Origin of the sequence: Arcticibacter sp., assembly GCF_045629565.1 — a bacterium.
Lineage (GTDB): Bacteria > Bacteroidota > Bacteroidia > Sphingobacteriales > Sphingobacteriaceae > Arcticibacter.
Map to the genome: position 1 here is coordinate 126,157 of NZ_JAZQRL010000111.1, position 23,778 is coordinate 149,934.

At 45.9% G+C, this 23,778-nt stretch carries 17 protein-coding genes; 4 read left to right on the plus strand and 13 right to left on the minus strand.

Annotated features, from left to right (window positions below):
• Nucleotides 1-4: 4 nt before the first annotated feature.
• From ACKI5J_RS15425 to ACKI5J_RS15460, 8 genes are all read right to left on the minus strand, one after another.
• On the minus strand, nt 5-2,884 hold the full coding sequence (locus tag ACKI5J_RS15425) for a glycoside hydrolase family 2 protein (protein ID WP_407430378.1): 2,880 nt from the start codon (nt 2,882-2,884) through the stop codon (nt 5-7).
• An 85-nt stretch (nt 2,885-2,969) separates the two neighbouring features.
• On the minus strand, nt 2,970-4,286 hold the full coding sequence (locus ACKI5J_RS15430) for a rhamnogalacturonan acetylesterase (protein ID WP_407430379.1): 1,317 nt from the start codon (nt 4,284-4,286) through the stop codon (nt 2,970-2,972).
• A 6-nt stretch (nt 4,287-4,292) separates the two neighbouring features.
• Nucleotides 4,293-6,710: a glycosyl hydrolase family 95 catalytic domain-containing protein gene (locus ACKI5J_RS15435; RefSeq protein WP_407430380.1), complete on the minus strand. Its 2,418-nt coding sequence runs from the start codon at nt 6,708-6,710 to the stop codon at nt 4,293-4,295.
• Nucleotides 6,711-6,716: 6 nt separating this feature from the next.
• On the minus strand, nt 6,717-8,063 hold the full coding sequence (locus ACKI5J_RS15440) for a glycoside hydrolase family 105 protein (protein ID WP_407430381.1): 1,347 nt from the start codon (nt 8,061-8,063) through the stop codon (nt 6,717-6,719).
• 152 nt (nt 8,064-8,215) lie between these two features.
• On the minus strand, nt 8,216-9,322 hold the full coding sequence (locus tag ACKI5J_RS15445) for a metallophosphoesterase (protein WP_407430382.1): 1,107 nt from the start codon (nt 9,320-9,322) through the stop codon (nt 8,216-8,218).
• Nucleotides 9,323-9,379: 57 nt separating this feature from the next.
• The gene (locus tag ACKI5J_RS15450; protein ID WP_407430383.1) at nt 9,380-11,833 is read right to left on the minus strand and encodes a hypothetical protein; all 2,454 of its coding nucleotides are present in this window, start codon (nt 11,831-11,833) and stop codon (nt 9,380-9,382) included.
• A gap of 95 nt (nt 11,834-11,928) precedes the next feature.
• Nucleotides 11,929-12,651: an FRG domain-containing protein gene (locus ACKI5J_RS15455; RefSeq protein ID WP_407430384.1), complete on the minus strand. Its 723-nt coding sequence runs from the start codon at nt 12,649-12,651 to the stop codon at nt 11,929-11,931.
• A 384-nt stretch (nt 12,652-13,035) separates the two neighbouring features.
• Entirely contained in the window at nt 13,036-14,256 is a 1,221-nt protein-coding gene (locus ACKI5J_RS15460) for a family 1 glycosylhydrolase (RefSeq protein ID WP_407430385.1), read from the minus strand.
• A gap of 109 nt (nt 14,257-14,365) precedes the next feature.
• On the opposite strand from ACKI5J_RS15460, the gene ACKI5J_RS15465 reads away from it, so the two are divergent.
• Together ACKI5J_RS15465 and ACKI5J_RS15470 are read left to right on the plus strand one after the other, a co-directional pair.
• Nucleotides 14,366-15,499, plus strand: coding sequence for a glycosyltransferase family 1 protein (locus ACKI5J_RS15465; RefSeq protein ID WP_407430386.1), 1,134 nt, complete (start codon nt 14,366-14,368; stop codon nt 15,497-15,499).
• 70 nt (nt 15,500-15,569) lie between these two features.
• Complete coding sequence (locus ACKI5J_RS15470; protein WP_407430387.1) at nt 15,570-17,465, plus strand: family 1 glycosylhydrolase; 1,896 nt, start codon at nt 15,570-15,572, stop codon at nt 17,463-17,465.
• Between the two features lie 61 nt (nt 17,466-17,526).
• On the opposite strand, the gene ACKI5J_RS15475 is transcribed toward ACKI5J_RS15470, so the two are convergent.
• The 5 genes from ACKI5J_RS15475 to ACKI5J_RS15495 form a co-directional block, all read right to left on the minus strand.
• Nucleotides 17,527-18,393 carry a manganese catalase family protein gene (locus ACKI5J_RS15475; protein WP_407430388.1) on the minus strand — a complete coding sequence of 289 codons (867 nt, stop codon included), beginning with the start codon at nt 18,391-18,393 and terminating at the stop codon, nt 17,527-17,529.
• Between the two features lie 115 nt (nt 18,394-18,508).
• Entirely contained in the window at nt 18,509-19,384 is an 876-nt protein-coding gene (locus ACKI5J_RS15480; RefSeq protein ID WP_407430389.1) for a cyanophycinase, read from the minus strand.
• A gap of 12 nt (nt 19,385-19,396) precedes the next feature.
• A complete protein-coding gene (locus tag ACKI5J_RS15485; protein ID WP_407430390.1) occupies nt 19,397-20,155 on the minus strand; it encodes an OBAP family protein in 759 nt (252 codons plus the stop codon).
• Between the two features lie 140 nt (nt 20,156-20,295).
• Complete coding sequence (locus ACKI5J_RS15490; RefSeq protein ID WP_407430391.1) at nt 20,296-21,456, minus strand: hypothetical protein; 1,161 nt, start codon at nt 21,454-21,456, stop codon at nt 20,296-20,298.
• Between the two features lie 63 nt (nt 21,457-21,519).
• The gene (locus ACKI5J_RS15495) at nt 21,520-21,747 is read right to left on the minus strand and encodes a hypothetical protein (protein ID WP_407430392.1); all 228 of its coding nucleotides are present in this window, start codon (nt 21,745-21,747) and stop codon (nt 21,520-21,522) included.
• A gap of 216 nt (nt 21,748-21,963) precedes the next feature.
• Here ACKI5J_RS15495 and ACKI5J_RS15500 point away from each other — a divergent pair, with 216 nt between their 5' ends.
• Both ACKI5J_RS15500 and ACKI5J_RS15505 read left to right on the plus strand, forming a co-directional pair.
• Complete coding sequence (locus tag ACKI5J_RS15500; RefSeq protein ID WP_407430393.1) at nt 21,964-23,118, plus strand: zinc-dependent alcohol dehydrogenase; 1,155 nt, start codon at nt 21,964-21,966, stop codon at nt 23,116-23,118.
• Between the two features lie 11 nt (nt 23,119-23,129).
• Nucleotides 23,130-23,618, plus strand: a complete 489-nt coding sequence (locus tag ACKI5J_RS15505) for a hypothetical protein (protein WP_407430394.1) — start codon at nt 23,130-23,132, stop codon at nt 23,616-23,618.
• The last annotated feature ends 160 nt before the right edge of the window (nt 23,619-23,778 follow it).

Below are 23,778 nucleotides of genomic sequence, written 5' to 3' on the forward strand. Positions count from 1 at the left end.
ACCATCAGTTAACCTGCTCGTCTGTCAGGATATTTTCTTTTGGCATAACGAACTGTTTATTCTCGGTAGCCGGCTTTGGCAAACCAAAATAAAAATACAAAGTCCGTTTTGTAGTTCCATTGACCTTATTAGGCTCACTTTGCGGGCCTAGGGCCGAGGTATTGTAGTTGATATTCAAAGCCAGCTTACTTCCGACAGGCGGAATACCGTCAAGGAAAGAGATATTACCAGCAGGCAATGCAGGAGATGGCTTAGCTCCTGATACTGCGTAGAAGTCAAATAACCGTACAAACAGATCATTATCGCGACTTGCGACCGTAAATTTTCCTTGTACTGTATTCAGTTCCATCCAGGTGATATCGCCATAATATCCCTTGAATTCGGGGTAAATCCACGGTGCACTACCTGTATGGGTGTTATTATACCTGTTCTCCCAGACGTTATGCGTAACGCCTTGCATTCTGTTCTTCCAAACGCGGTAAGGTCCTTTGCCCAGCCATTTGGCGCCCAGCACAAAGTTCTCGGGATAATTGAAGGTTACCCCCATGAAAGGATAAGTTCCGTTCAAGGTATATTCATAAGTCATTTCGAGCCAGCCGCTACCATACATCTTCCAACGCACATATTTCATATCACCGGTATAAGCAGCTTCAACAACGTGACCGTCATCTTCCTTGAAATGTTTGATAGAGGCGAACACGGCATTGCCACTTACCAGTACCGGCCCGTTAGTAAACGATAGCTTAGCGCTATAGTCATTTGCCAGATCAGCCAGTCTGCCGTTGTTTTTGCTTATGGAAACCGATATACCGCTTGCCTTTAATGTTATCAGACTGTCGTTCTCGGATACAGTAACCGGTTCGGACCCTGTAGTAATCAACATACCATCGAGCAGTTGAGTACTTTTTTTCACTTTCCATACCCATTTATACAGTTCGTTTTTTGCTGGATCATAAGCAGACAACGTAAGCGCATCATAGCTCTTCCAGTCTGCCGGCAGCTTCAACTTAAGCGTCCCTTTTGCCACCGGAGCGATAGAAGGAGCTGTTGCCGATCCGTCTTTAACAACTATATAGCCGGCGGTCTGATCATCTCTCTTCTTAAAATTTACCAGTTCCCATTTAAAGCTACATTGATTTATATTGGTGAAGTGGAACCTGTTTTCAACCGGTATTTCACCCTTAAAGTCATCTGAGAGCTCTTTCAATGTAATTTTAACAGGCGAATAGATCTCCCTGATGGCGTTCACACTTCCTTCTTTTTCTCGGTAAGGCCCTACCAACCCGTCGGGTGCGTTTACTCCGTTTACATCGATGATTCCATTCTGATCGGTACGTACGATTCCCTCGTCGGCCAGATCCCATATAAATCCACCGGCGCCCTTCTTAGCATTCCAGTGAAGGTCCCAGAATTCGTTCAGAGCTACTGCTCCTCCACCATCATCCTGCGCATGCAGGAACTCAGTCGGCATATATATATTGGTGTCGGCCAGAATTTTTTGGGTACTATAGTAGTCTTCATAGTGGTTACAGTCAATACCGTTGAAAGCATTTCCCGGTTTGTGGTGACCGTGGATAACGGGCCGGTTGGAAAGATCATACTTCCCATATTCCTGATCCAGATCGAAGTTATGACCACCTTCATTGCCATTGCTCCAGAAGATAATAGAAGGGTGGTTTACATCCCTGATGACCATCTCCCTTACCAGCGGCTTGCCAGCCTTGGTACTATAGGCCTTCTGCCAGCCGGCGAGCTCATCCATGACATACAAGCCCAGGGAATCACAGTATTCAAGAAATGCCTTATCAGGAGGGTAGTGAGAACAACGCACGGCGTTCATATTCATCTCCTTTATCAGCTTAACATCATTAAGATCAATTTCTTTATTGATCGAGCGCCCTGTCTCCGGCCACCAGACATGCCGGTTTACACCCTTCATTTTGATCTTGGTACCATTGACGTAGATACCATCCCCTTTACGTATTTCTATGGTACGGAATCCAAACTTTTCAGACGTGTGGTATATTACTTTGGCTGCGTTGCGGATACTGACTTCCGCGCTGTAAAGATTGGGAGTCTCGGCCGTCCATTGCAGAGGTTTGCTGAGCTTTGTTTTAAGCATAATCACTGAATCGCGCCCCTGTGTTCTGGCGCTTGCAGTCGCTACGATCTTTCCTGTTGCATCTTTTATTTCAGCGACGATATTACGCCCTGCTTCTGCATTCTTCAGAAATACATTCATAGCAAAAGACCCATCCGCCTTTGCGTCGATAGCCGTATAATCGATATGCTCCTTGGGAAGTGCCTCCAGATAAACGGGACGGAAGATCCCGCCAAATATCCAGTAGTCGGCCAGGCGTTCCGCATTATTCACTGAGTTATCAGCAGACATCTTGCTAACCATAACTTCGATCTGATTAGGCTTGCCAAAGCTGAGCTTATCAGAAATATTGTATTTGAAGCGGTAGAAGGAGCCCTGGTGAACCGGCCCTGCCAGCTTCCCGTTGATCTTCACCTCAGTATCTGTCATAGATCCTTCGAAAACGATGAACACGTCTTTTCCCTGCCAGCTTGATGGAACCGTAAACTGGTGTTTATAGATCCCTTTCTCATCAGCGAACCGAAAATTCTTTCCATAGGTAACATAATCCCGTCCGTAATTATACGATCCGAAGCCCTGTTGCTCCCAATGGGACGGAACCTCAATTTTTGACCAGACACCACTTTTCCTACCACCCGTACACCAGAAGTCCCAGGTCACGGTGTTCTTGTTATCAGTACCGGAAATGTATTGTACCTCCTTCTTTTCGCCCATTTGGGCAAGGCCTTGCAGTGCAAGGGATGTGAATAAAAATGCTGTTAGAATGTTCTTTCTAAAACCCATTATCATGATGTTATCGTTTATTTTTTATTTAAGCCATGCTTCCGCTGCATGGATAGCGCAATCCGATGTACCCGCAACAGCCGCATTAATTACCATCAGGCTTAACAGCACTTACCTTTGGGCTTGGTGGCCATTTGAAAGACGAAGCCGGATCGGGAAAGGCACTATTGAACGCTGGCATGTCTACCAGATATTTAGCGATTGGCAAATTTTGTCCCCTGATCTCCTGAGCTACCATCTTTGCGATCTGATAGGCGCCGTACGGGTTGAAATGGGTGTTGTCATTCAGATTCTGCTCCGGATAAATCACAAAAGCACTTTTTGATCCTTCGGGCCCGAGGGCTTCATACATCCGCGTGGTGAGGGCAGTGAGGTCTATCAGCGGAACACCTTCTTCCGCAGCCACCTTTCGCGCAGCATCGGGGTATTCCCCATGTGAATTGACCATCATTCCGGTCGCATCGAAAGACCGGCGGGCAGTAGGTGTTAATATCACGAGATTACCTTTCATAGCTCGTATTTCCTTCGAAAACAACTTTAACCTTTCGGTATACGATTTATAGGGCCCGTCATCCGGTCCTTTCTCCTTCTCATCGTTATGCCCAAACTCGACAAATACATAATCGCCAGGTTTGATAACAGTCAATATCTTTTCCAGGCGCCTGCTGGCAATAAAACTACCTAAAGACAATCCAGATTCAGCGTGGTTAGCAATTGCCAGGCCGGGCTTAAAAAAACGGGGAATCATCTGTCCCCAGGAAGCCCAGGGCTCCTCTTCCTGGTTAACCACCGTGGAATTTCCTGCAAGGTAAACGGTAATCTGGTCATCTGCCTTCTCAATTTCAATTGCATTCAGCGCTGTCTTTGAATCGAATTCCAGGCTAAGCTTATTGTCCCAATCCAGTTTAGTTGTTTCCCTGGGTTTTAAGCCCACTTCCCGGTCAGGGGATATCTTTCTGTCTTTGATGTTAACAATGAAACTCTTCCTTATGTGCTGCCCCGCCTTTGCCTCTACGTTCTCCAGCATTAACCTCCTGGACTCGGCTTTGACGGTTGTTCTGGTAGGTAACTTGCTATCGCCAAGCGTTAGGGTGACTTTGTAGTTGCCCTCAGGAACCCTGACAGAGAAATAAAAGGGCCTATCTGATGTCACAAAATCACTTCTTAACGGGTCTTTCCCTTTTCTGGAAACCAAACGGGGCTTAGAGGAAAAGTCGAATCCATAACCTCTTTCGTCGGAGTAACTATCAGCAGTGCTGACGGCAAGATACCCCGGCGAAACATTTTCCGACCCAAGATCAAACTTCCAAAAGGTACGGCCATTAAGGGCATTTTGCTCCTGAGCGTAACCTTGAAAGAATGTCAAGGAAAGAATAATCAGAAATTTATTGCATTTGTTCATGTAGTGTTAGTTGACAGTTAATTCATAGACATTGCCCTTCCTTGTATCGAACGTTGTGATGTATTGCGGGCTATTCAGTTCATTGGTCAGGCGGGAGTTTGTCTTACCATCCTTCAAAGCCACCTTCTGGTTTGTTCGAAGTCTGCACTGACCGCCCGCTTTGGACGTAATGAAGGCCCTGGATAGTTTTCCGCCTTTCCAGATCATCTCCACCTCGAAAGCACCGCGCGCAACCAGACCTCTAACATGTCCATCTGCCCAGTTTGCGGGCAGAGCAGGTAGCAGCTGAATGTCATTCAGATGGCTTTGTAACAGCATTTCAGTAATACCTGCTGTAGCGCCGAAGTTACCGTCTATCTGAAACGGTGGATGTGTGTCAAAGAGATTATTTAGCGTTGAAACTTTCAGCAGCTCCTGATACATTTTGTAGGCATGATCGCCATCGAGCATTCTTGCCCAGAAATTGATCTTCCATGCCTTGCTCCACCCCGTTCCTTCATCACCTCTGACTTCAAGCGTTTTACGACTGGCCTCAGCAAATTCCCTGTCAATCAGGGGCGATATCTGCCTCCCCGGGTGCAGGCCGAACAAGTGTGATATGTGCCTGTGCTTAGGATCTTCGTCTTCCCAATCACCGAACCATTCGACCAGGTTGCCTTTTTTTCCGATCTTCAAAGGACTTAACCTATCTCTTTTATGCTTTAACATTTCAGCATATTCTTTATCGGTTCCCAGAATCTCGCTGGCTTCAATAACGTTGGTGAAAAGATCCCAGATAATCTCCATATCCATTGCTGAGGCAATGGTAACTGTCCCTTTGGTTCCGTTGGGCATGATATAGACGTTCTCCGGAGAGGTTGAAGGCGCTGTAACCAGAACCCCGTTTCTTTCTACAAGCCAGTCCAGACAGAAGTCCGCAGCACCTTTCATCAGGGGATAGGCGGTCTTTTTAAGGAAATTTTTATCTGCGGTAAACCGGTAATGCTCGAATAGATGCTGGCTAAGCCAGGGGCTGCCCAGGGACCAGTTGGCCCACTTCGGATCTCCTGAACCTTCCCCTACGGGGTTAGTCTGAGCCCAGATATCCGAGTTATGATGTACCGCCCAGCCGCGCATATTATAGTAATTTCTGGCCGTATGGTATCCATTCTTAGCCATCTTCTGTATATGCCCGATCAACGGTTCTGTCAGTTCCGAAAGATTGGTCATTTCTGCGGGCCAGTAGTTCATCTGCAGGTTAATGTTGGTTGTGTAGTTACTTCGCCAGGGAGGACTTATAGAATTATTCCAGATTCCCTGAAGGTTTGCGGCAATACCTCCGGGTCTGGAGCTCGATATCAACAGATATCTCCCGAATTGAAAATAAAGCTCCTCGAGTGCCGGATCGGGTTCTCCTCTCCTGTATCTAAGCAGCCGCTGGTCAATCGGCAGCTCTTTGGCTGGCTGCGATGTTAAAGTGAGTTTCACCCGATTAAAGTAACGTTGATAGTCTGCAATATGTGCTTGTAATAACTGGCTACAATTCTTCTTCAATGCGGCGTTCAAATAACCTAAGGCCAGCTTACGTTCATTTTTTCCTTCTTTGTCGGGATACTTTTCAAACCCATTGAAGCTCGTTGCTGCCGAAACGTATATAGTAACTTCAGATGCATGTGAAATGACCAGCGACGAACCGGTACTGTTGACCTTACCATCCGGAGAAACGGCTTTTACCCTGAATTGATAACGCATGCCGTTCTGCCGGAGACTGTCCTCATATAGGAATTTTCCCGACACCTTCTTGCCATAACTATCTACCCGGGCTTTTCCACTTAAGATCAGATGCTTATCAGCCGAAACAGATGTTTTGAATGGCAACTCATGCTGTGCTTCGATTGAGAAGTTAATTGATTCCTTTTTGTCGGCTTTGATGTGAATAACCAATATCTGGTCGGGAGCAGAGGCGAATATCTCGCGGGAGTAATTGACACCGTCTGCACTAAAACGGGTCGTGGCAGTAGCCGTCGTCATGTTCAGGTCCCTGTAATAATTAGAAGGAGCCGATTTGAAATGATGTTTTAGAAGTATATCGCCAAGTGGCTGATACATTTCTGTGTCGGGCCCCTGCATTTTCATTAACAGCGAAACAGCCTTGTCGATACTGTCACTAAACAGGGCGTTTCTTACCGGCTGCAGGAACTTTGATGCATCTGGATTTGGATTCAGATCAACGGGACCGCCTGTCCACAAAGTTTCTTCATTGAGTTGAATTAGCTCCTCTTCCGCCCGGCCGAAGACCATAGCACCCAGACGTCCATTTCCGACAGGAAGTGCTTCGTTCCAATCTTTCGCAGGTTTATTATACCAAAGAACTAATTCTTTGTCCTGTGCAGAGGCCTCCTGAATCACAATCATCAAGACCAGGAGCATAAAAAACCGCTTCATTGGCTGTTATTTAGTAAACTGGATAGAACTGTCGTTGATCTCGTAAGGATGGTTTTGCAGCAGACGAATTATTTCAGCACCTGCAAGCAAAGCGGGTCCATAACCATGAGCCGCATAATTATTAACAGGACGATAATAATAGAAGGCAGGATCGAAGCCCATACCTGTACCTACGCAGGTATCTTCAACCTGACCTTTGGCATTGACTTTAGAACTAACTGCATTCCATGCCAACAAGGCCATTGGCCCATATGCTTTTACATCTAACCAGCCTTTGTTTACTGCATGAGCGATGCAGTATGCATAGATAGCAGTGGCAGATGTTTCGAGATAGGAGTCATTCTTATCTAACAGTTGATGCCAGAAACCGGTTCCATGCTGTAGGGACGCAAGAGCTTTTATATGGGTTTTGAGCTGGGTCAATATTTCGTCTCTTCCGGGATGTCCTTCAGGAATGGCATCCAGCAATTCAATTTTTGTAAGGAGCGCCCAGCCATTCGCTCTCGCCCAATGAAACTGAGGATGTGGGTCCATATCCTGTACCCAACCATGCATGTAAAGTCCGTTCTGCTTGTTGTACATCCTTCCGGAAAACAATTGAAATTGTTTCAGGGCTTCATCAAAATACTTCGTTTCACTGGTCAGCTTCCCCATCTGTACTAAAGCCGGAAGGCTCATATAAAGATCATCTAACCACAGTGTATTGGGCTGCGGTCTGTTTCGTGCCAGGGTTCCGTCAGCCAGGCGAAACTCCTTGGTCATAATATAGTTGATATAGTTATTGATCAAGGGGCGCACCTCAGATTTTAAAGAGCCAGCCATAGATGTCTTAATAATCGCCGCACACATCGAACCGGCATCATCTAGGGCATGTGGATCAAGAACCGATCTCACCGGTATTTGAGCTTTGGGATTCTTGTTATAAAGTGGCCGATAGTTAGAAGCTACCTCGGAAATAAAGTCGATTCGCTTTGTCGTGTATTCGGTAAACTTTTTGTCGCCGGTGACCTGACCTGCCAGAAGCATTCCTGTATAGGTCACACCCCATTCATAGCTAATCAGACGAAAGTCGCCCTGTTTAAAAATGGAGCTCTCATCTGCTTTTTTGAGGTTTTGCAATACCTCACCTGACTGCTTATTTACTAATTGCATCGGTGTGGCAGCATTCAGATAAGCGTATAGTCTATCTAATACCACCTTGATGTCCTGAGGTTTAGTTTCACCATATTTTACAGGATAGTCGGGTTTTAACAAATGCAAAGGAGTGGTTACATCGTTGCCGGTATGTTGTACCTGGCCGAAAGTCACACTGCTGACTAATAGCAAGCTGCAAACAATAGAAATTAGCTTCATTGGTTTAGTTGGTTTATAACTGTGAAACTAAACTAAAAAGTTTTTAGTTGGTTTCTGTCCTGTAGCATCCTGTCATCGTGATAAAACACAGACCCTACAGCGATTGAAACACAGTTGTTACACTTTAAAAAAACGGGATTAAGCTGATTGCCTCAGACTATTGTCGTCACCTCCGTCGAATCCAGCAACCTTTCCAGCGGAGATTCTTCCAGAATCACACGTTTGTGCTGTCCATCGACCGATTTCCACTCAACGAGTCTGATCATGCCACTTTCCAGTTCTATCCCCGTTATATCACCATCATCAAAACATCCGCAGCCCGTATTGAAGTATGTGTTCTTCGAGTAGTCGAGCCTTGGCGATGCGTCTCCGCTGATTTTTCCAGCCGCAAACATAGCCTCTATCGCTTTTACCTCGACAATGTCCGCCTTTTTTCGCGCCTTTTTTAACCGAATGTACATGCGTTCAAGATGAGTAAGAGAATTAAATACGGGCTGATGGGTATGCCCTGTTATGAGAACAAGATCTTGCTGCATCGCCGTCCAGTCGTACATAATCTGATTATGTTCTGATTTTAGCTTATTGTCGTAGGCTGGCGTATTGGGATTTATTCTGAGGAAAGATTGCAGAGGCCCCCAAATTGTCGAAACAAACCATTTGCTGAACCAATTACCATCGCTTTGAAGATCACCCTGGTGCCCATGAGTAAGAAAGAAAGAGAGTGATCTCCCTTTTACTTCCATTTTAATAATGACACCCTCGTAGATTTTTACCTTTTGTCCGTATGCACGGTATAGGTTTAGAGATGCCAGAGGATCGTTGTCCCAATAAAGGTCATGATTTCCGAAGACCTTAATAAACGCATTCCGCCTGAGAAATTCGCTCTCGGCGCGGAATGTGTCTTTATTGTGCTTTAAAATGCTTTCGACGGTATTTTCCCAAAGTTCTTCACTATCACCAAGATTGCAATACAAGAACTCCTTTTCATTGTAGTATTGCAAGGCCGCAAGATAGTTTTTTTCCGCCAGCAGGAAATCATCTCGAAAATTCCGGCTTCCTTTGTGCTGATCTGAAAACACAATCATCTTTGATGATGCGTGAAAATCTATCACGAGTCCGCGTTTCCCCGGGTCTTCTAAAATCTTCTGGTAGAGAGATGTCAGGGCGGCATGCACCCGAACTTTGTCCGGCCTTGAAGAATATTTGTTGGCCAGTCTGATCACCGGTCCTGACAGAACCCGCTGTAAGAATTTGCGCATAACTCATGAACACGGCAGCACAGATAGTGTTTACGGGACCGGCCAACTTATCCATTTCTATTTTCCCCCTGTAAACACCGCATGGTCCCTGATCCGGAAAACAGAGCGTGAAGAGGCAGAAGATTCTTCTTTCAGCTCATCGGATTTGCCTTCTCTGGTTGACCTGTATGAGGACGACTTTCTACTGGTTTCAGACCAGCTTCGCGAGTCAAAAGAATAGGTGAGGCTTGCTCCCCCAAACAAACGACCTTTAATGGTATTTTGAAACAGCTTGTTGGCCCACTCTCCTCCACCCTCATTATATCCTTCTATTGTTTTAGTGTTATACAATCCTACAGTACCCTTTAAAAGAAATCCGTATTTTTGAATACCTAAATGAACGGCAGCGAAGTTACTTGCTGCATAGGAACCTTTAACATCCCCGTTCAAAATCATTTGCGTTGCAATTTCATGGTTGTACTCCCCGCCTGGATGAGCCCGTTCATAATCTCGTTTCCACTCGCCACTCCCGGTCTGTGCCGCACCGCTCTGCGTGTGCGTACGGTTGGGGGTACCTTCGTTATTGGTTTCACCTGCGAACTCCGCATCCACTATAAAACGTAGTCGCCCGGCCTGGCTTGTCTTACCGAAAGATCCGTTAAATACGTGCAGCAGCAAGCCATACCGGTAATAAGTCATCCCATTTGAGAGATCGAAAAATCGCTCATATGGATCTGTTCTTTCAGGCGTAGATAGGACAGTTGCATCTGCAGACAGAAGAAAGGGACCCACGTTCAGACCGATATGACCTCCCCAGTTCCAGTAATTCGAGCTGAACTGCGGCACCTTTCCATGAGGACCGATAATGGTATTATCATCGTATCCAACCTTTCTGGTACCGAATCCGGCAACAATCCCAAACTGGGGATAGACAAGGGGTTTCACTCCACTCTGAGTAATCTTCCGGAGGTTAGAGAAATAAATATCCGATTCCAGCCTCATTTCCACGCCGTTCAAGGTGATGCGCGAGCCTTCCTGGCCGATACCCTCACCATTGATCACTTCTGGAACGAAGTTAACCGGATCATAGGAGCTTCTGTGTTGAATATGACGACTACCTAACTTGATCCTTGGATTAAAGGACACCGCAAACTTGTTCTCATGAATCTCAATAACCGAATAGTAATTGATAATACTTTCCACTGCAGTCTGCAGACTTAAATATCCGGCCGCAGCAGGAGATGCAGGAGGCTGGGGAGCTGCTACTGCCAATAAGACAAGGTCTGAGCTGGTAATACCCGCCGACTTGTCTTCACCATACCCCAGCGACTTAAGCTTCTCTGTTCCATGGTCCCTTAGCTGTCCGAGACGTTTGGCTGAAAAATCGCCTGTCTGATCCGCCGGAACTGCCCCTTTACCTTCTATCAGGCGCTTGAACAGCTTCACAGCGTCGCGTTCTCCATAATGCAGCGATGTCAGCATCATCAGCTCCATGGCTTTAGATTCCGACTCGCCCTGCATCCTATCTGGATTTATCACTTCGGTTTCGGTCAGCAGAACCGGACCAAGGTTCCCCGGAACGTTACTATCAAAAAAGCTGCTGCCCTTCAGTGCCTGAACTACCCGACTACCGGCTCCTTTACTCAGGTCATTCCGCAACGCGACGAGCAATGCTTTGGATTCTGGATGACGGTTCATATCTGCCTCCTGCAATCGCATTAGCTCAAACAATGCCCGCTTATAATTTTCATTAGCGTTTTCTTTCGACATCCGTTTCCCTGGAAACGTTCTGGACCGGAACTCTGCAACAGCAGCTTTCTCGGCCTTCGCCGGGTCCTTTGTTTTTAGCTGTTCCCTTCTTAATAGTTCTGCCAGGGAAATTGATCCGCCATCGAAATCGATAAGTATCAATTCCGGAGTTTCGCGCATCTCCCTCGTCGCTGAAGTTATCGTTATGGTATTATGCAAACTGGTAGCATAATCCCGGGCCATATAAGCCTGATAAACATGCTCGCGCCATTGTTGGCCATTGCTCTGTTTATTAGCCGGGTTTGCAGCTATCAGCACCTTCAAATCCTTCAGAGAAAGCGGGTTTTCTGCTGATACTATACGTTGTGAATCGGTTCTAAACGCCAAAAATTTACCCTTCGGCAAATTTTTATTGGTAAGTTCAAATAAAGCTATCGTACCATTCATCCCTTGCTGCGCGACATATTCAAGGTCGCTCCCTGAAAATACCGACTCAACCGGCGCACCGTTTTTAACATCATACTTAAGCGTATCGGCGAGAATAGCTGCAGCCTTGACGGCAGCTCCGACAAGTCTGGAATCTGACGTTAGCGTTGCCGATTCCCGGTAAGCATTAAGAGATTCATCAGCGGCACGTCTTATCCTCACAGTGTCCTGCGGAGCGACATATTGGCTTTGAGCATTCAGTCCTTCAATCGCAATCAATACAAACCCACAAACCGCTGATATGGTAAAAATCGAATAATGTCTTAATGTCTTTAGCATCATATGTGAATAATTCATGTAATTTGAGCTGGTAAAACTACCAAAGATTGCACATGATTATCAGCACATTATAAATATGAGAACCATTATGAGAAGACTCGTGAAAGAGTGGGTCAATCAAAATATTTCCATTGCAAGAATGAACACAGGCCATCCAGCTCAGGAAAAATCGTAAATGCATTTACGCCAAGCGTATTTAAATCTGATCGTATGTCCACAAAACTGTTTGTGGAGATCTTAAGCTTTAAAAGCTTCTTATGATAATGCTCCGCTTCGTTCATCGCCTCCTTCTGAGACAGGGACTCATTGGAATGGATAGAAAACATACCCGACTGATTGTTGATGCGTTGCTTGATTATGCGCGGCCTGAAAATCTTCGTTTGTGAAATCTGAAAGGGGCTTTTCTGTAAAGTATCAAGCTCCAAATCGACCTTCTCTGCCATGAGCACCCAAACTATTGCTTGTTCTGACTTCATCGATTCGGCCAGCACGGCATCTGTGGCGAACCAAAGCGCTGTTAATGCATTATTTGACCAATCAAGAAGGCGCGTGGGAAGACCATACTGCTGTCCGAGGGTCAGATAATCCCAATCGTTTAACGCTCCGGTTTTATCGAGTAGCAATGGGTTAATCCGCTTAAATTCCTCCACCAGCCTGCGTTCGACGTCAAACAGATCTCCATGAGGCTTGAGCCGGGCGATCTTGGGAACTAAAGGTAAATCATTCACCTGTCCACGAAATAGGAAGTCTTCCGTGTTCCCTTCCTTAACGTTCCTTTTTTTATGTTCCTTTATAGTGCGAAGGTAATCTTCTACACTTTCTATAACATCATTCATATCGTTCTACGATAGTTCTACTTCTTAAAGGCAAGTTTGCTAACCAGACTACACAACTGCCGGGAAATTCAGGTAACGATCACAAACCACAATCTCCTTCATTCAATAAAAAACTCTTTTTTTGAAACAATCTATCAAATTAATTGTTAACATAAACAAATACAGAAAGTTATGAAAAGCGGATATGAAGCGAGCGATCACCTGATGAAGATGCTGCCAGATCTTAACCAACACAACCAGCCAGAAGCGAGTTATATTTCTCATGGATCATGGTATTGCACTAAAGAACTAATTATTACAGATAAATCTGTAGTTAGTAAGTTAAAACTAAACTTCAGAAAAAAGAGGAAAAAGAGATTATCATAGTCTCTTTTTCTTCTTTTGTTACTGGTGTATCCCCGGCTTAAAATGCAGGACATATTTTTCATCCTCAAGCGCTGGCTGCCACTGCCTGATAAGTTCTTTATAGGCCTGTCCAACTGGCCTTATTTTCCTGTCCAGATCATACAATCCAAGGCTGTTCACTCTGCCGGCATCGTCTCTCAGAGCCGAATCCCAGTCAACCTGATCAGTGAGGCTATACCAGGTAAAACCATATATGGGTATACCATCGCGTTTTAATCGTCTCACATTTGCCCACTGGGTTTGGAGCCACCTCACTGCATTTGGCTCAGCAATGTTAGTTTCCGTATGCATGATCGGCAACTTATACCGGCTATAATACTGGCGTGTAATCACATAATACCCGAAAATTTCCCCGGCAGCAGATGTTGAACCGTCCTCATGCACCATATGTTCATTAGTGACATAATAATCGTTCCCCATCACACAGCTGCCTTTAATCACATTATTTTCAAACCAACGATACTCTTTCTTGGTCATACCGTTTTCGAGCAAATACTCATACATGGACACACTAATGGGATAACCATAACTTAAGTCCAACGAAAGGAAGCGACGTTGATTGAGAAAGGTTGCCAGATGATCGCAGTCTGGGGTCTCCGGGTGGAAATACTCAGATGACTCGCTCTGGACAAAAATCGCCTCCGGTTGAACCGTGAGAATGGCGTTCATCGCCAGCACATTTGCCTGACACAGGTGCTTCAGTGCTGTGACAAAAGTCCGATCAGATGTACCTTTTTCATTCCACCAGCCATACTGCCCTGAAAAAGCAGCGGTGACGAAAATCTCATTCACCGGCGTGTAAAACTGTATGTAGGGATAGCGTTTCGCGAAAGCCAGGGCATATTCTTCAAAATGAACTGGAAAGTCAGGATTTTGGAAATTTTCAAGCCAGTCGGGTAGGCCAAAATGACACAAATCAACTATCGGGGTAATTTTGAGTTCTTCCAGATACCTGAACGTCTCATCAACGAAACTCCAGTCATACTGACCCGGACCTGTATTTACGCTGAAGTATGGCGGACCATAACGCAGAAATTCAATCCCCATCTCTTTTACAAGATGAAAGTCTTGCTTCCAGTGCTTGTAATGACCGCACTTCTCCATTTCATCGACCCGCTTTCTGGTACCATCCGGAAGGGTAATCATAGGATAGCTATTTTCTATCCCGGTAGCAAACATAAACTTATTCTTAACATTCATAGGCAGCTGATTATCGGTACTAACTAACAATCGTTCATACCATTGCGTTTTGATTTTCTCACTAAAACCATTTTTGGGCATTTGCGTTATTTAATTAATCACGAAAACTATGAAAGAAATACCGCCTTATTTGATGTGCTTTTCGCACTTGAGATGGGACTTTGTATACCAACGTCCACAACATCTGTTAAGTCGCTTTGCAAACGACTGTATTGTGTATTTTTTAGAGGAACCTATGTTTACTGAGGAACCTGAATCGACGATTCAATTCAGCAGAAAGCTTCCCAACCTATGGGTAGGGGTTCCCTTAATTTCAAAATCCGAAGAGGCAGATGTCGACTCTGTTTTAACGCAGTTGCTTGACAAGTTCTTTGCGACGAAAACAGTTGAAGACTTTGCCTTTTGGTACTATACCCCAATGGCTTTGAACTTCACATCGAAGTACAATCCTAAAATCACCATATTTGATTGCATGGATGAGCTTTCAGCCTTTAAAAATGCACCTGCTAAGCTAAAAGAACTGGAAAAACAGCTGATGAACAAAGCTGATATCGTGTTCACGGGCGGCCAGGCTCTATACGAAGCGAAGAAAAATCAGCATGCAAATATTTTCCCGTTTCCAAGCAGTATTGACAAGGATCACTTTGCCGCTGCACGGGTACATATTTCTGAGCCCGAGGATCAGGCTAGAATCAAGGGAATTAAATTAGGCTTCTATGGAGTGATCGACGAGCGGTTCGATATTGAACTGATCAGAAGTATGGCTGATGCGCGTCCAGAATGGCAGCTCATCCTTATTGGGCCAGTTGTCAAGATATCTCCCGATATCCTTCCACGAAACAAAAACATCCATTACCTCGGTCAGAAGAGCTATAAAGAGTTACCTGCATATCTTTCAGGATGGGATATCGCATTGATTCCGTTCTTACTGAACGAGTCTACACGATTTATCAGTCCAACTAAGACCCCTGAATACATGAGCGCAGGACGGCCTGTTATATCAACACCTATCCGGGATGTCGTTCATCCATATGGAGTGAACAAGCTCGTGCATATAGGCCGCACCGCTGAAGAGTTTATCGGTTACGCTGAGCAGGAGTTGGCGGTGGGCGACAAGACTTCATGGCTAACAAAATCCGATGAATTTCTTGCTGACAATTGCTGGGACAACACCTACGCATCCATGACGTCCAAGATCCGTAATACATTGAAAAATAAGGGTAAAATTTCGCTCGCCAGCTAACCCTATCCGATTTAGAAGAATCAAGATAACCCTGTCGCACCTGAAAAGGGGCGACATAATTTTTTTAAACATGGAGATTTGGGGAGGAATTGAATGTACGATAAACCGTGTTGGAGACAGATACATGGACCAGTTGGAGTATTCAGGGCACTATGATCGCCTCAGCGATCTTGACCTGCTTGCCGGCTTAGGTATTAAAAAATTAAGGTATCCTGTTCTTTGGGAAAAACATCAGCCTGAAAATGGTCAAGAGATCGACTGGACGAGCACTTCCCAAAGGCTATCCCGGCTACTTGAGCTACATGTAGAGCCCATCGTTGGCTTGGTTCACCACGGTAGCGGACCTGCTTATGTAAGCATTGCCGACGAGTCCTTCGTAAACGGGCTCGCTGACTATGCTGGAAAGGTCGCCACTGAGTTCCCCTGGATTAACTATTACACGCCGGTAAATGAACCATTAACAACGGCGCGGTTTTGCGGCCTTTACGGTATCTGGCATCCACATGGATCAAGCTCCGAAACGTTTCTTCGCATTCTTATAAACGAATGTAAGGCCACGGTACTGGCCATGCAGAGCATCAGAAAGATTAACCCCGGTGCGATGTTGGTACAGACAGAGGATATGGGCAGAACGCATAGCACCCCTGCCCTACGTTACCAGGCCGATTTTGAAAATCACAGGCGCTGGCTTAGCCTGGATCTTCTTTGTGGTAAAGTGGGTTTAAATCACCCGCTCTACAAATATTTGGTCCAGAACGGCATCTCCGAAGCTGACCTGGAATTCTTCCTGGAAAATCCCTGTCCACCCGATATCATCGGCATCAACCACTATCTTACCTCTGAACGATATATTGATGAAAGGTTAGGCATATATCCTCCGCATACACACGGCGGAAACGGGAAACATCAGTACGCGGATGTTGAGGTAGTCAGGGTCGGCTGTAGAAAAGCATACGGTCCCTATCGGATACTAAAGGAGGTATGGAACAGATACAAGCTTCCAATCGCTGTTACGGAAGTTCATCTCCATTGCACACGGGAAGAACAGATGAGGTGGTTTAACCGTGTACTTCAGGATGCGCGCAGGCTCGGGAAAGAACAAGCGGACGTCCGTGCAGTAACCGCATGGGCACTGCTGGGCTCGTTTGGCTGGAACTGTCTGCTCAGGGAAGAATGCGGCGATTATGAAGCGGGAGTTTTTGACGTTTCATCAGGAAGCCCGAGACCTACGGCGATGAGCTCCCTTATCCTTTCTGCTTCAGTAATGGATGTCAAGCCCAGACATCCATTACTGAAGCAGAAAGGATGGTGGGAACGCGATATTCGCATCTTATATCATAAAACCATTCCGTTAAGATCCGCGATATCTAAATCAGTAGGACCGGTTCTACTCATTGTTGCAAAATCAGGTGTGATGGGCGGCACATTCGCACGCTTGTGTGAGCTTAGAAATATACCTTACAAACTGGTTAGTCGTGAAGAACTTCACCTCACTGGAGGATCAAGCCCTAAAGACCTGTTCCCTGAAACGAAGATTTGGGCGATAGTAGACGCGATCGACAGTCAGACATACTCCCGAAGATACACCAGTTCGGGACCGGATTTGAACATCGCGAGAAAATCCGGAGCCCTTGCAGCCTTTGCCAAAAGGCACAACATGAAAATGGCAACATTTTCAGCAGATCTGCTTACCGAACACTATGTCATGTTACAGAACCCTGACACGCTCATGATTCGGACGGGGCTGTTTTCAACATCTGACTTTAACCACAGTCAAAAGCCGCTATCATCTAAGCGGATACAGCGAGTTTCATTCACTTCCACAGACGTAAGGGAACTTGTTAACAACACCCTTGATCTGCTTCTTGACAACGAGAGGGGCATTTGGCACCTGGTTAATGCAAAACAGCACGATCTGTCTTCACCTGCAGGTGCAGATACCAACATACGGGTGTACCATCTTTAGGATTCTCAGCAAGATGAATAACCCGTAACGATTCTTTACGGGTTATTCATCTTGCTGAGAACTATAACAGACTATCGGCTATATTATTAGTGCCGTCTGGCTTCATTTGCTCCATCTGGGCGTATGCCTCAGGAATCGGAGGACTTAATTTGGGTTCAGAACCCAAAGGAACACCGTGAACAAACGTAAACTCGCCCTTGCCATCGATCGATGGCCCCTGGCTCCAGCGGGTGCCGGGATTTTCAGGGTGATCGAGATTTGTAGACACAAAAGCGTAGTTAAACTCGCTTGGCCCTTCAGTCTGCGGGAAACTGTTCGGAATAGGATGAACGCTCTTCAAGCCACCCAACTCTTCGAGGACAGCGAGCCATTGGTTTTGGTGCATGGTGTCACGTGCGATAAGGAAAGATAGCATATCTTTCATTCCTGGATCTTCGGTTGAGTTCCAGAGTCTGGTGGCAAGCACCCGGCCTGTCGATTCCGCCATTACATTTGCGTACATATCCGCTGCAAGATTGCCACTCGCAACCACCCATGAACCGTTAAAAGGTACCCCGTTCGCATCGGCAGCCATCGCGGCAAGACCAGTCGATAAATAATGACGGGGATCCATACCGCCCATAATTTCCTTTACAACAGGGTTCGCCGTAACAATCTGGTCAATCACTCCCCCAGACGCACCTTCCAGGTTTAACGCAACTGCGGTACAAAGCATTTCAATATGGGAAATCTCCTCAGTTCCTGTCTCAAGGAGCATGTCGCGGTACTTCGTCGGGCCGCGATTTCCCCATGCCTGGAAAAGGTATTGCAAACATACTCTGATTTCACCCTCTATTCCGCCAATAGCTTGCTGAAGCAGCCTCGCAAATTGTGGATCCGGTTTGTCGACCCTTACAGTGTACTGGGTCCTTTTGTCGTGAAAAAACATAGTGTAGATTTTAGATGGTAAAAGATAAATTAACTAATCACCTGAACAACAACTACATCACGATCGGGTTTAATGTATAAATACCGTTTTTGAAAGGAAAGTACGTAGTAAAAAACTACCAGTGTGGCGGATTATTCCGCGGTATTTTATAAGCGCAACCTGCAGACAACATCCTTACATTAAGGTCGTGGATGTATATTTTTTCTGTCGATCCATGATCCAGAATGTTCGAATCGGTAATACCGAAACCTTCCACGACGATGACGATACCGCTGCCCACAACTTCTGCATCCTCTCCATTGCGAACAATCACCGCAGTATCCTCCTCAATACCCACTCCTATACATGTAGGATTGCTGGCAATTACCTGAGCCATCCGAACAAACCTGCTACGATCCACAAAGTGGGTATCGATGCATACATCTTTCAGGAATTCCAATCCGGTAGTGACTTTGATCCCACCCGCGATCTGTTGTACTTCCTTATTCCCCGCGTAAATCATAGGTGTAGATAGGGCCATGGCGCCTGCGCTCGTTCCTCCTACAATCAGCTTATCAAAAATATACCGCTCTTTCAGGGTCCTTAGAAATCTGGTTCCCCCGTATATGGAAGTCAACTTCAGCTGATCGCCACCGCTAAAGTAAACCGCATCAGCCTGGCTGGCACGTTGGACGATCTCGCTTTGAAACTCCTCTTGGAGAATATCTGACCTGATATCATGATGTATATGGCCAAGCTCGCTTACCCCAAGCTCACCAAAGGCCCTTTTGTAGTCGGCGAAATAGGCTTCTCCGTCAGAGCTGCCGCTGGTAACCAACTCAATGACTGGGTTTTCCTTTTTTATGAGGCCCACGAAGGCTTTCAATACCTCCAGGGGCTTTGTCGCACCTTTCTTCTCTGGCTCCTGATCTCCCTTGTCTTCGTGTCCGCCAACAATAAATAGAACCCCGTTAGGAACAGGAGCCGAAAATTGATTAGTCTCTTTCATCATGAACAATAGTGCTTATTTGATCTGGTGTTTATGCTGCGCAGAATCAGCCTTATTACTAACTGTAAATTGTCTGACTTCTCCCCGTTCCCAGGCATTGGCTCCTGAGGCTACCGGAGGAGCAACGATATCCTTCCTCTGCTCGCGGATTTTAGCGGTTGAAACGCCAAAACGCTTATCTCTCTCTTCAACAAGATGCGGGTGTATCTGCCCGTCCTTTGTGAAGCCCATCATGATCATCGGAGAACCTACCGGCAGTGATCGCTCCTGATCGGTATGCCAGGTATGGATGGTCTTTCCATAAGTCGATACGAGTTTCTCCATTAGCTCATGCTCCGCAGCCTGCGGAATGCCCGGTGCTATGAGAGTACCCGACTTCACCTCGTATTGATGGCTATGCCATAATTTTTTCTCTTCTTCCGGAAGTTTTTTGAACAGAGCCTCCGAGATGATATATTCAATACCCATGATTTTGGCATCTTTACCGTTGCCGTCGAAAATGATCGCCTGATGCACGTCTTCGTTAAGCTGCTGTACATAGTGGTGAGCTTCCATCTGTGCTTCAGGGTTTCCATTGTAGAAATGAAAACCGTCCAGATAAGTATTAAAATGCCTAAGAGGATTCTTACTCTGTAGCAGGTCAGCGCCGGTCTCTAACAGACGATCTTTAGAGGTCTTTTCGTCGCCCGGGGCCTGCACGTTTGAAGGAGTATTATTTCCTCCGCAGGAGGCAAGGAAAACAGTTGCGCAAAGCAGGGTGAATGTATTCTTCATAGTGAACAAGTAATCATAGGACTAACATATTCGCGTCTTCAATGGTTTATCATAGCAAAGAAAGAGGTATTTATCACCCGGCGATTGCGTAAAACACGTCGCAGAATGAAAGATACCTCTTTCTTTTAATTTGATAAAAACTAAGCCTTGAACCTCAGAAAAGCTGCCATCGAACTTTCTTTTGGCATCTTTTCCTTTGGAAGAACATAAACAGCCCCTCCATTAGATAAGGTATTGATGATGGCTTTGTTGACTAAGCATTCATCACCTTCCTGCTTTTCAGGATGAACAACAAGCTTGTTATCCGCCTCGTTGAATGTACCCCATACGTGGAAATTTTCCATGACGAAGAGGTCAGATATCTGGGCATAGTAGCTCGCCGGAATGATCTTTTCGGGCATAGAAGTAGTGAGGTCTGTCGCTACCTGATTATAATAATTATGCAGCGCCTTCTTCGCCTCCTCCTTTAGCAGTGGCTCCGCGATCTTCTTTGCTCTTTCGTACAGGGCATTTAATCCTTCGTGATCAAAATTGCCCGTGATGTTTTCTTCTGCGATATGTTTGTAGCGTGAGTTCTGCCGGTAGTAGCCAACCATATACTCGACTGAAGAAAGGATCAAGGGTGCCTTTTCGTTGGCCAGCACCTCGGTCCACAACGTTTGATCTACCTCTTTAAGATACTGAGCGATATACTCTTTCTCGTCGGCAAGACCGCTTCCATGGCCATGAAAATTGGCCTCTGCACCTGGGGCGTTCCCGCCACCGCGGAAAAGCTTCCTTTCGTCCTTTTCTTCAAAGTGGATCACATCATCCATTCCCAGAGGCAGACCTTCTACCTCAACTTTCTGCATTCCATACCCGTTCCCCCTATAGAAGTTGCAGGCATCCTTACTAAATACCAGAAGATAGAAATACGCCGTATGGGTAATATATGGAATTAACGGGCTCAGATAAAATGAACTGTTCACGTGAAGTTCTTCCTTAACCTTTATCGGAATACGATACGCCTTGAAAAATCCATCAGCGATAAAAACCGCCAGCCCGTCAGAAAGCTGATACCAGAAAGTTTCATGCTTCAGAAGGTCGTACGCCGGCTGCAGCAACTTGTCGATTTCCAACTTCTCTTTTCCTTTGGCAGCCAGAAGTCTCGCACACTCCTGTAAATTGTTCTTGAATACAATCAAGTCCTGCTTCTCATTGATCTCTGCACCGGATTTGTGAGTTGGCAGATAAATAGATACACACGTAGAAGCCTTATAATTAGTGAGCTCTGTAAATTTTTCTTTTACTAAATCTTCCATCATCATCATCTTTTTTATACAGGGCCCCTGAGGCCCCGCATTTGTTAATCCTTTGAACAGCGATTATTGATCGGGTTCATCCTCGCGCCCCTTATTTACATTTCTGTTGGGGTGCCTTACACTAACGTTGTCTGAAGTCTGGTCGGGACCTTCCATGAAACGCTCTGCAAGCTCTTCATCCGTCTTCAGGTCGGTCACTGCAAAAGCATCTTTAAGCCCTGAACCTTCTCTTCCACTGCCTGATGGCTTTCCTTTTGGCGGCACAAACACGCCATTTTTAGTTTTTCCCATAGTAATAGATGTTTTTCAATAGCAACAAAAATTCCATTGAGCTGCTTTAATTATTTTTATTTTCTTAAAGTATAAACAATCAAGGACAACCGCTGACGTGCTAATTCACAATCGGGCAAACATCATCTGATGTAACGTGTTTTCTCTTCATCTGCTTTACCTAATAAATAACCAAAAGATGAAAAACATTCAATATCTAAAGAAGAAAGGACTTCTATGTTAGCGACAAACTACCGGGGCCCCTTCAGGATCCGTGTTGATCAAAAGCCCTATCCGGAAATATTGCATCCGGACGATGCCATTGTTCGCGTGACCCGGTCCTGCATTTGCGGATCTGACTTACACCTCTATGGCGGACTGGTTCCCGACACACGTGTCGGCATGACTTTTGGCCATGAATTCATTGGTGTTGTAGAGGATATAGGTCCGGGAGTGACGAAACTTAAAGTGGGAGATCATGTCATGGTTCCCTTTAACATTGCCTGTGGGAAATGCGCATTCTGCAAGCAGGAGCTATATGGCAACTGTCATGAATCAAACCCCGAGGCAACCGCGGTGGGTGGTATTTTCGGATACTCCCATACGGCCGGAGGCTACGATGGTGGCCAGGCAGAGTACGTAAGAGTGCCCTATGCGAACGTAGGGCCGACCGTTATTCCTGATGGCATGGATCCTGATGACGCGGTATTACTGACGGATGTAGTGCCTACCGCCTACCAGGCGGCAGAAATGGCTGGCATTCAGAAGGGCGACACCGTAGTTATCTTCGGAGCCGGCCCTATCGGAATTATGGCTGCTAAATGCTCATGGCTCTTTGGTGCCGGACGAGTGATTGTCATTGACCATCTTGAATACAGACTCGAGTTTGTCCGCAACTACGCCGACTGCGAAGCATATAACTTCAGGTCTCTGGAAGATCCAGTGGTATTCATCAAGAAGACGACTGACTGGATGGGAGCCGATGTATGTATCGACGCTGTTGGCGGTGATGCAGCTGGTAACACCATGCAAACAATTACTGGAAGAAAGATGCTGCTTCAGGCCGGGTCTGCCACAGCTCTTCACTGGGCGATAAACTCGGTAAAAAAAGGTGGAATTGTATCTATCGTCGGAGTGTACGGTCCAACTGATAATCTGGTTCCAATTGGCAATGTCGTCAACAAAGGTATTACCATCCGGGCAAACCAGGCTTCAGTCAAACGACTATTACCCAAAATGATTGAACATGTGCAGGCAGGGCGACTTGATCCTAAGGGAATCATCACTCACCGGATTCCTTTGGAAGAAGCCGCTGATGCATACCATATATTCTCAGCGAAGCTCGACAACTGTATTAAGCCCATTCTGATTCCGCCGGCAGCTAGAATTTAAAACATACGACCATGGAAAACTCACTAGAAGAAAAATATAAGGACAAGAACGGCTGGGCAATTGATGCTGATCCGAAGAATGATCCCACGTACCCAATGAAAAAACGCAGTAATGAAGAACATAAAGGCTACACCTGGGAACGCCCAACCCAGCAGTTCGTCGATATTGAGGTACTGCACTCAAACGAGCGTCCTAACGTCACTGCGGTCTTTGGAACGTCAACCCCACCTTCTGGCCTCAGCGGGATGATCAGGAGGAAGGCCTTTCAATACAGCGAAAACCACTACGGACATTGGCTCCCGCTTATCCTGGCCGACCGCATAAACGTAGTTGAAGGAATTGTTGATGATTTAAAGCGAGGACATATTCCGAACATTTTTGCGGAGAGAGGGTGGAACGCTGAATGGAAATATAATCGCAAAGCGGCTGTTACAAAGATTGCTGTAGGCCTGGCACTAACGGCATTACTTGTGCTGAAGATGAGCAAAAAGTCAAAATAAAGTAAGAAGGCGGGGTTATACACCTCGCCTTCTTACTTTTGTCGCCTCCTAAAACGTCCCAAGACGCGGGCACCTAATCCAGGTCTCTCAGTACCTGCTGTATGTATTCAACTATCTTTCTTAGAGTTTCCATAAGTATTTCGCTTTGAAGCAAATATCC

What these genes read in the sequence shown, in the direction of transcription:
- ACKI5J_RS15480 (WP_407430389.1), bottom strand. Translation starts at nt 19,384, where the DNA reads ATGATGAAAGAGACTAATCAATTTTCGGCTCCTGTTCCTAACGGGGTT.
- ACKI5J_RS15460 (WP_407430385.1), bottom strand. Translation starts at nt 14,256, where the DNA reads ATGAATGTTAAGAATAAGTTTATGTTTGCTACCGGGATAGAAAATAGC.
- ACKI5J_RS15455 (WP_407430384.1), bottom strand. Translation starts at nt 12,651, where the DNA reads ATGAATGATGTTATAGAAAGTGTAGAAGATTACCTTCGCACTATAAAG.
- ACKI5J_RS15445 (WP_407430382.1), bottom strand. Translation starts at nt 9,322, where the DNA reads ATGCGCAAATTCTTACAGCGGGTTCTGTCAGGACCGGTGATCAGACTG.
- ACKI5J_RS15440 (WP_407430381.1), bottom strand. Translation starts at nt 8,063, where the DNA reads ATGAAGCTAATTTCTATTGTTTGCAGCTTGCTATTAGTCAGCAGTGTG.
- ACKI5J_RS15495 (WP_407430392.1), bottom strand. Translation starts at nt 21,747, where the DNA reads ATGGGAAAAACTAAAAATGGCGTGTTTGTGCCGCCAAAAGGAAAGCCA.
- ACKI5J_RS15435 (WP_407430380.1), bottom strand. Translation starts at nt 6,710, where the DNA reads ATGAAGCGGTTTTTTATGCTCCTGGTCTTGATGATTGTGATTCAGGAG.
- ACKI5J_RS15465 (WP_407430386.1), top strand. Translation starts at nt 14,366, where the DNA reads ATGAAAGAAATACCGCCTTATTTGATGTGCTTTTCGCACTTGAGATGG.
- ACKI5J_RS15475 (WP_407430388.1), bottom strand. Translation starts at nt 18,393, where the DNA reads ATGTTTTTTCACGACAAAAGGACCCAGTACACTGTAAGGGTCGACAAA.
- ACKI5J_RS15505 (WP_407430394.1), top strand. Translation starts at nt 23,130, where the DNA reads ATGGAAAACTCACTAGAAGAAAAATATAAGGACAAGAACGGCTGGGCA.
- ACKI5J_RS15470 (WP_407430387.1), top strand. Translation starts at nt 15,570, where the DNA reads ATGGAGATTTGGGGAGGAATTGAATGTACGATAAACCGTGTTGGAGAC.
- ACKI5J_RS15430 (WP_407430379.1), bottom strand. Translation starts at nt 4,286, where the DNA reads ATGAACAAATGCAATAAATTTCTGATTATTCTTTCCTTGACATTCTTT.
- ACKI5J_RS15500 (WP_407430393.1), top strand. Translation starts at nt 21,964, where the DNA reads ATGTTAGCGACAAACTACCGGGGCCCCTTCAGGATCCGTGTTGATCAA.
- ACKI5J_RS15485 (WP_407430390.1), bottom strand. Translation starts at nt 20,155, where the DNA reads ATGAAGAATACATTCACCCTGCTTTGCGCAACTGTTTTCCTTGCCTCC.
- ACKI5J_RS15425 (WP_407430378.1), bottom strand. Translation starts at nt 2,884, where the DNA reads ATGGGTTTTAGAAAGAACATTCTAACAGCATTTTTATTCACATCCCTT.
- ACKI5J_RS15490 (WP_407430391.1), bottom strand. Translation starts at nt 21,456, where the DNA reads ATGGAAGATTTAGTAAAAGAAAAATTTACAGAGCTCACTAATTATAAG.
- ACKI5J_RS15450 (WP_407430383.1), bottom strand. Translation starts at nt 11,833, where the DNA reads ATGAATTATTCACATATGATGCTAAAGACATTAAGACATTATTCGATT.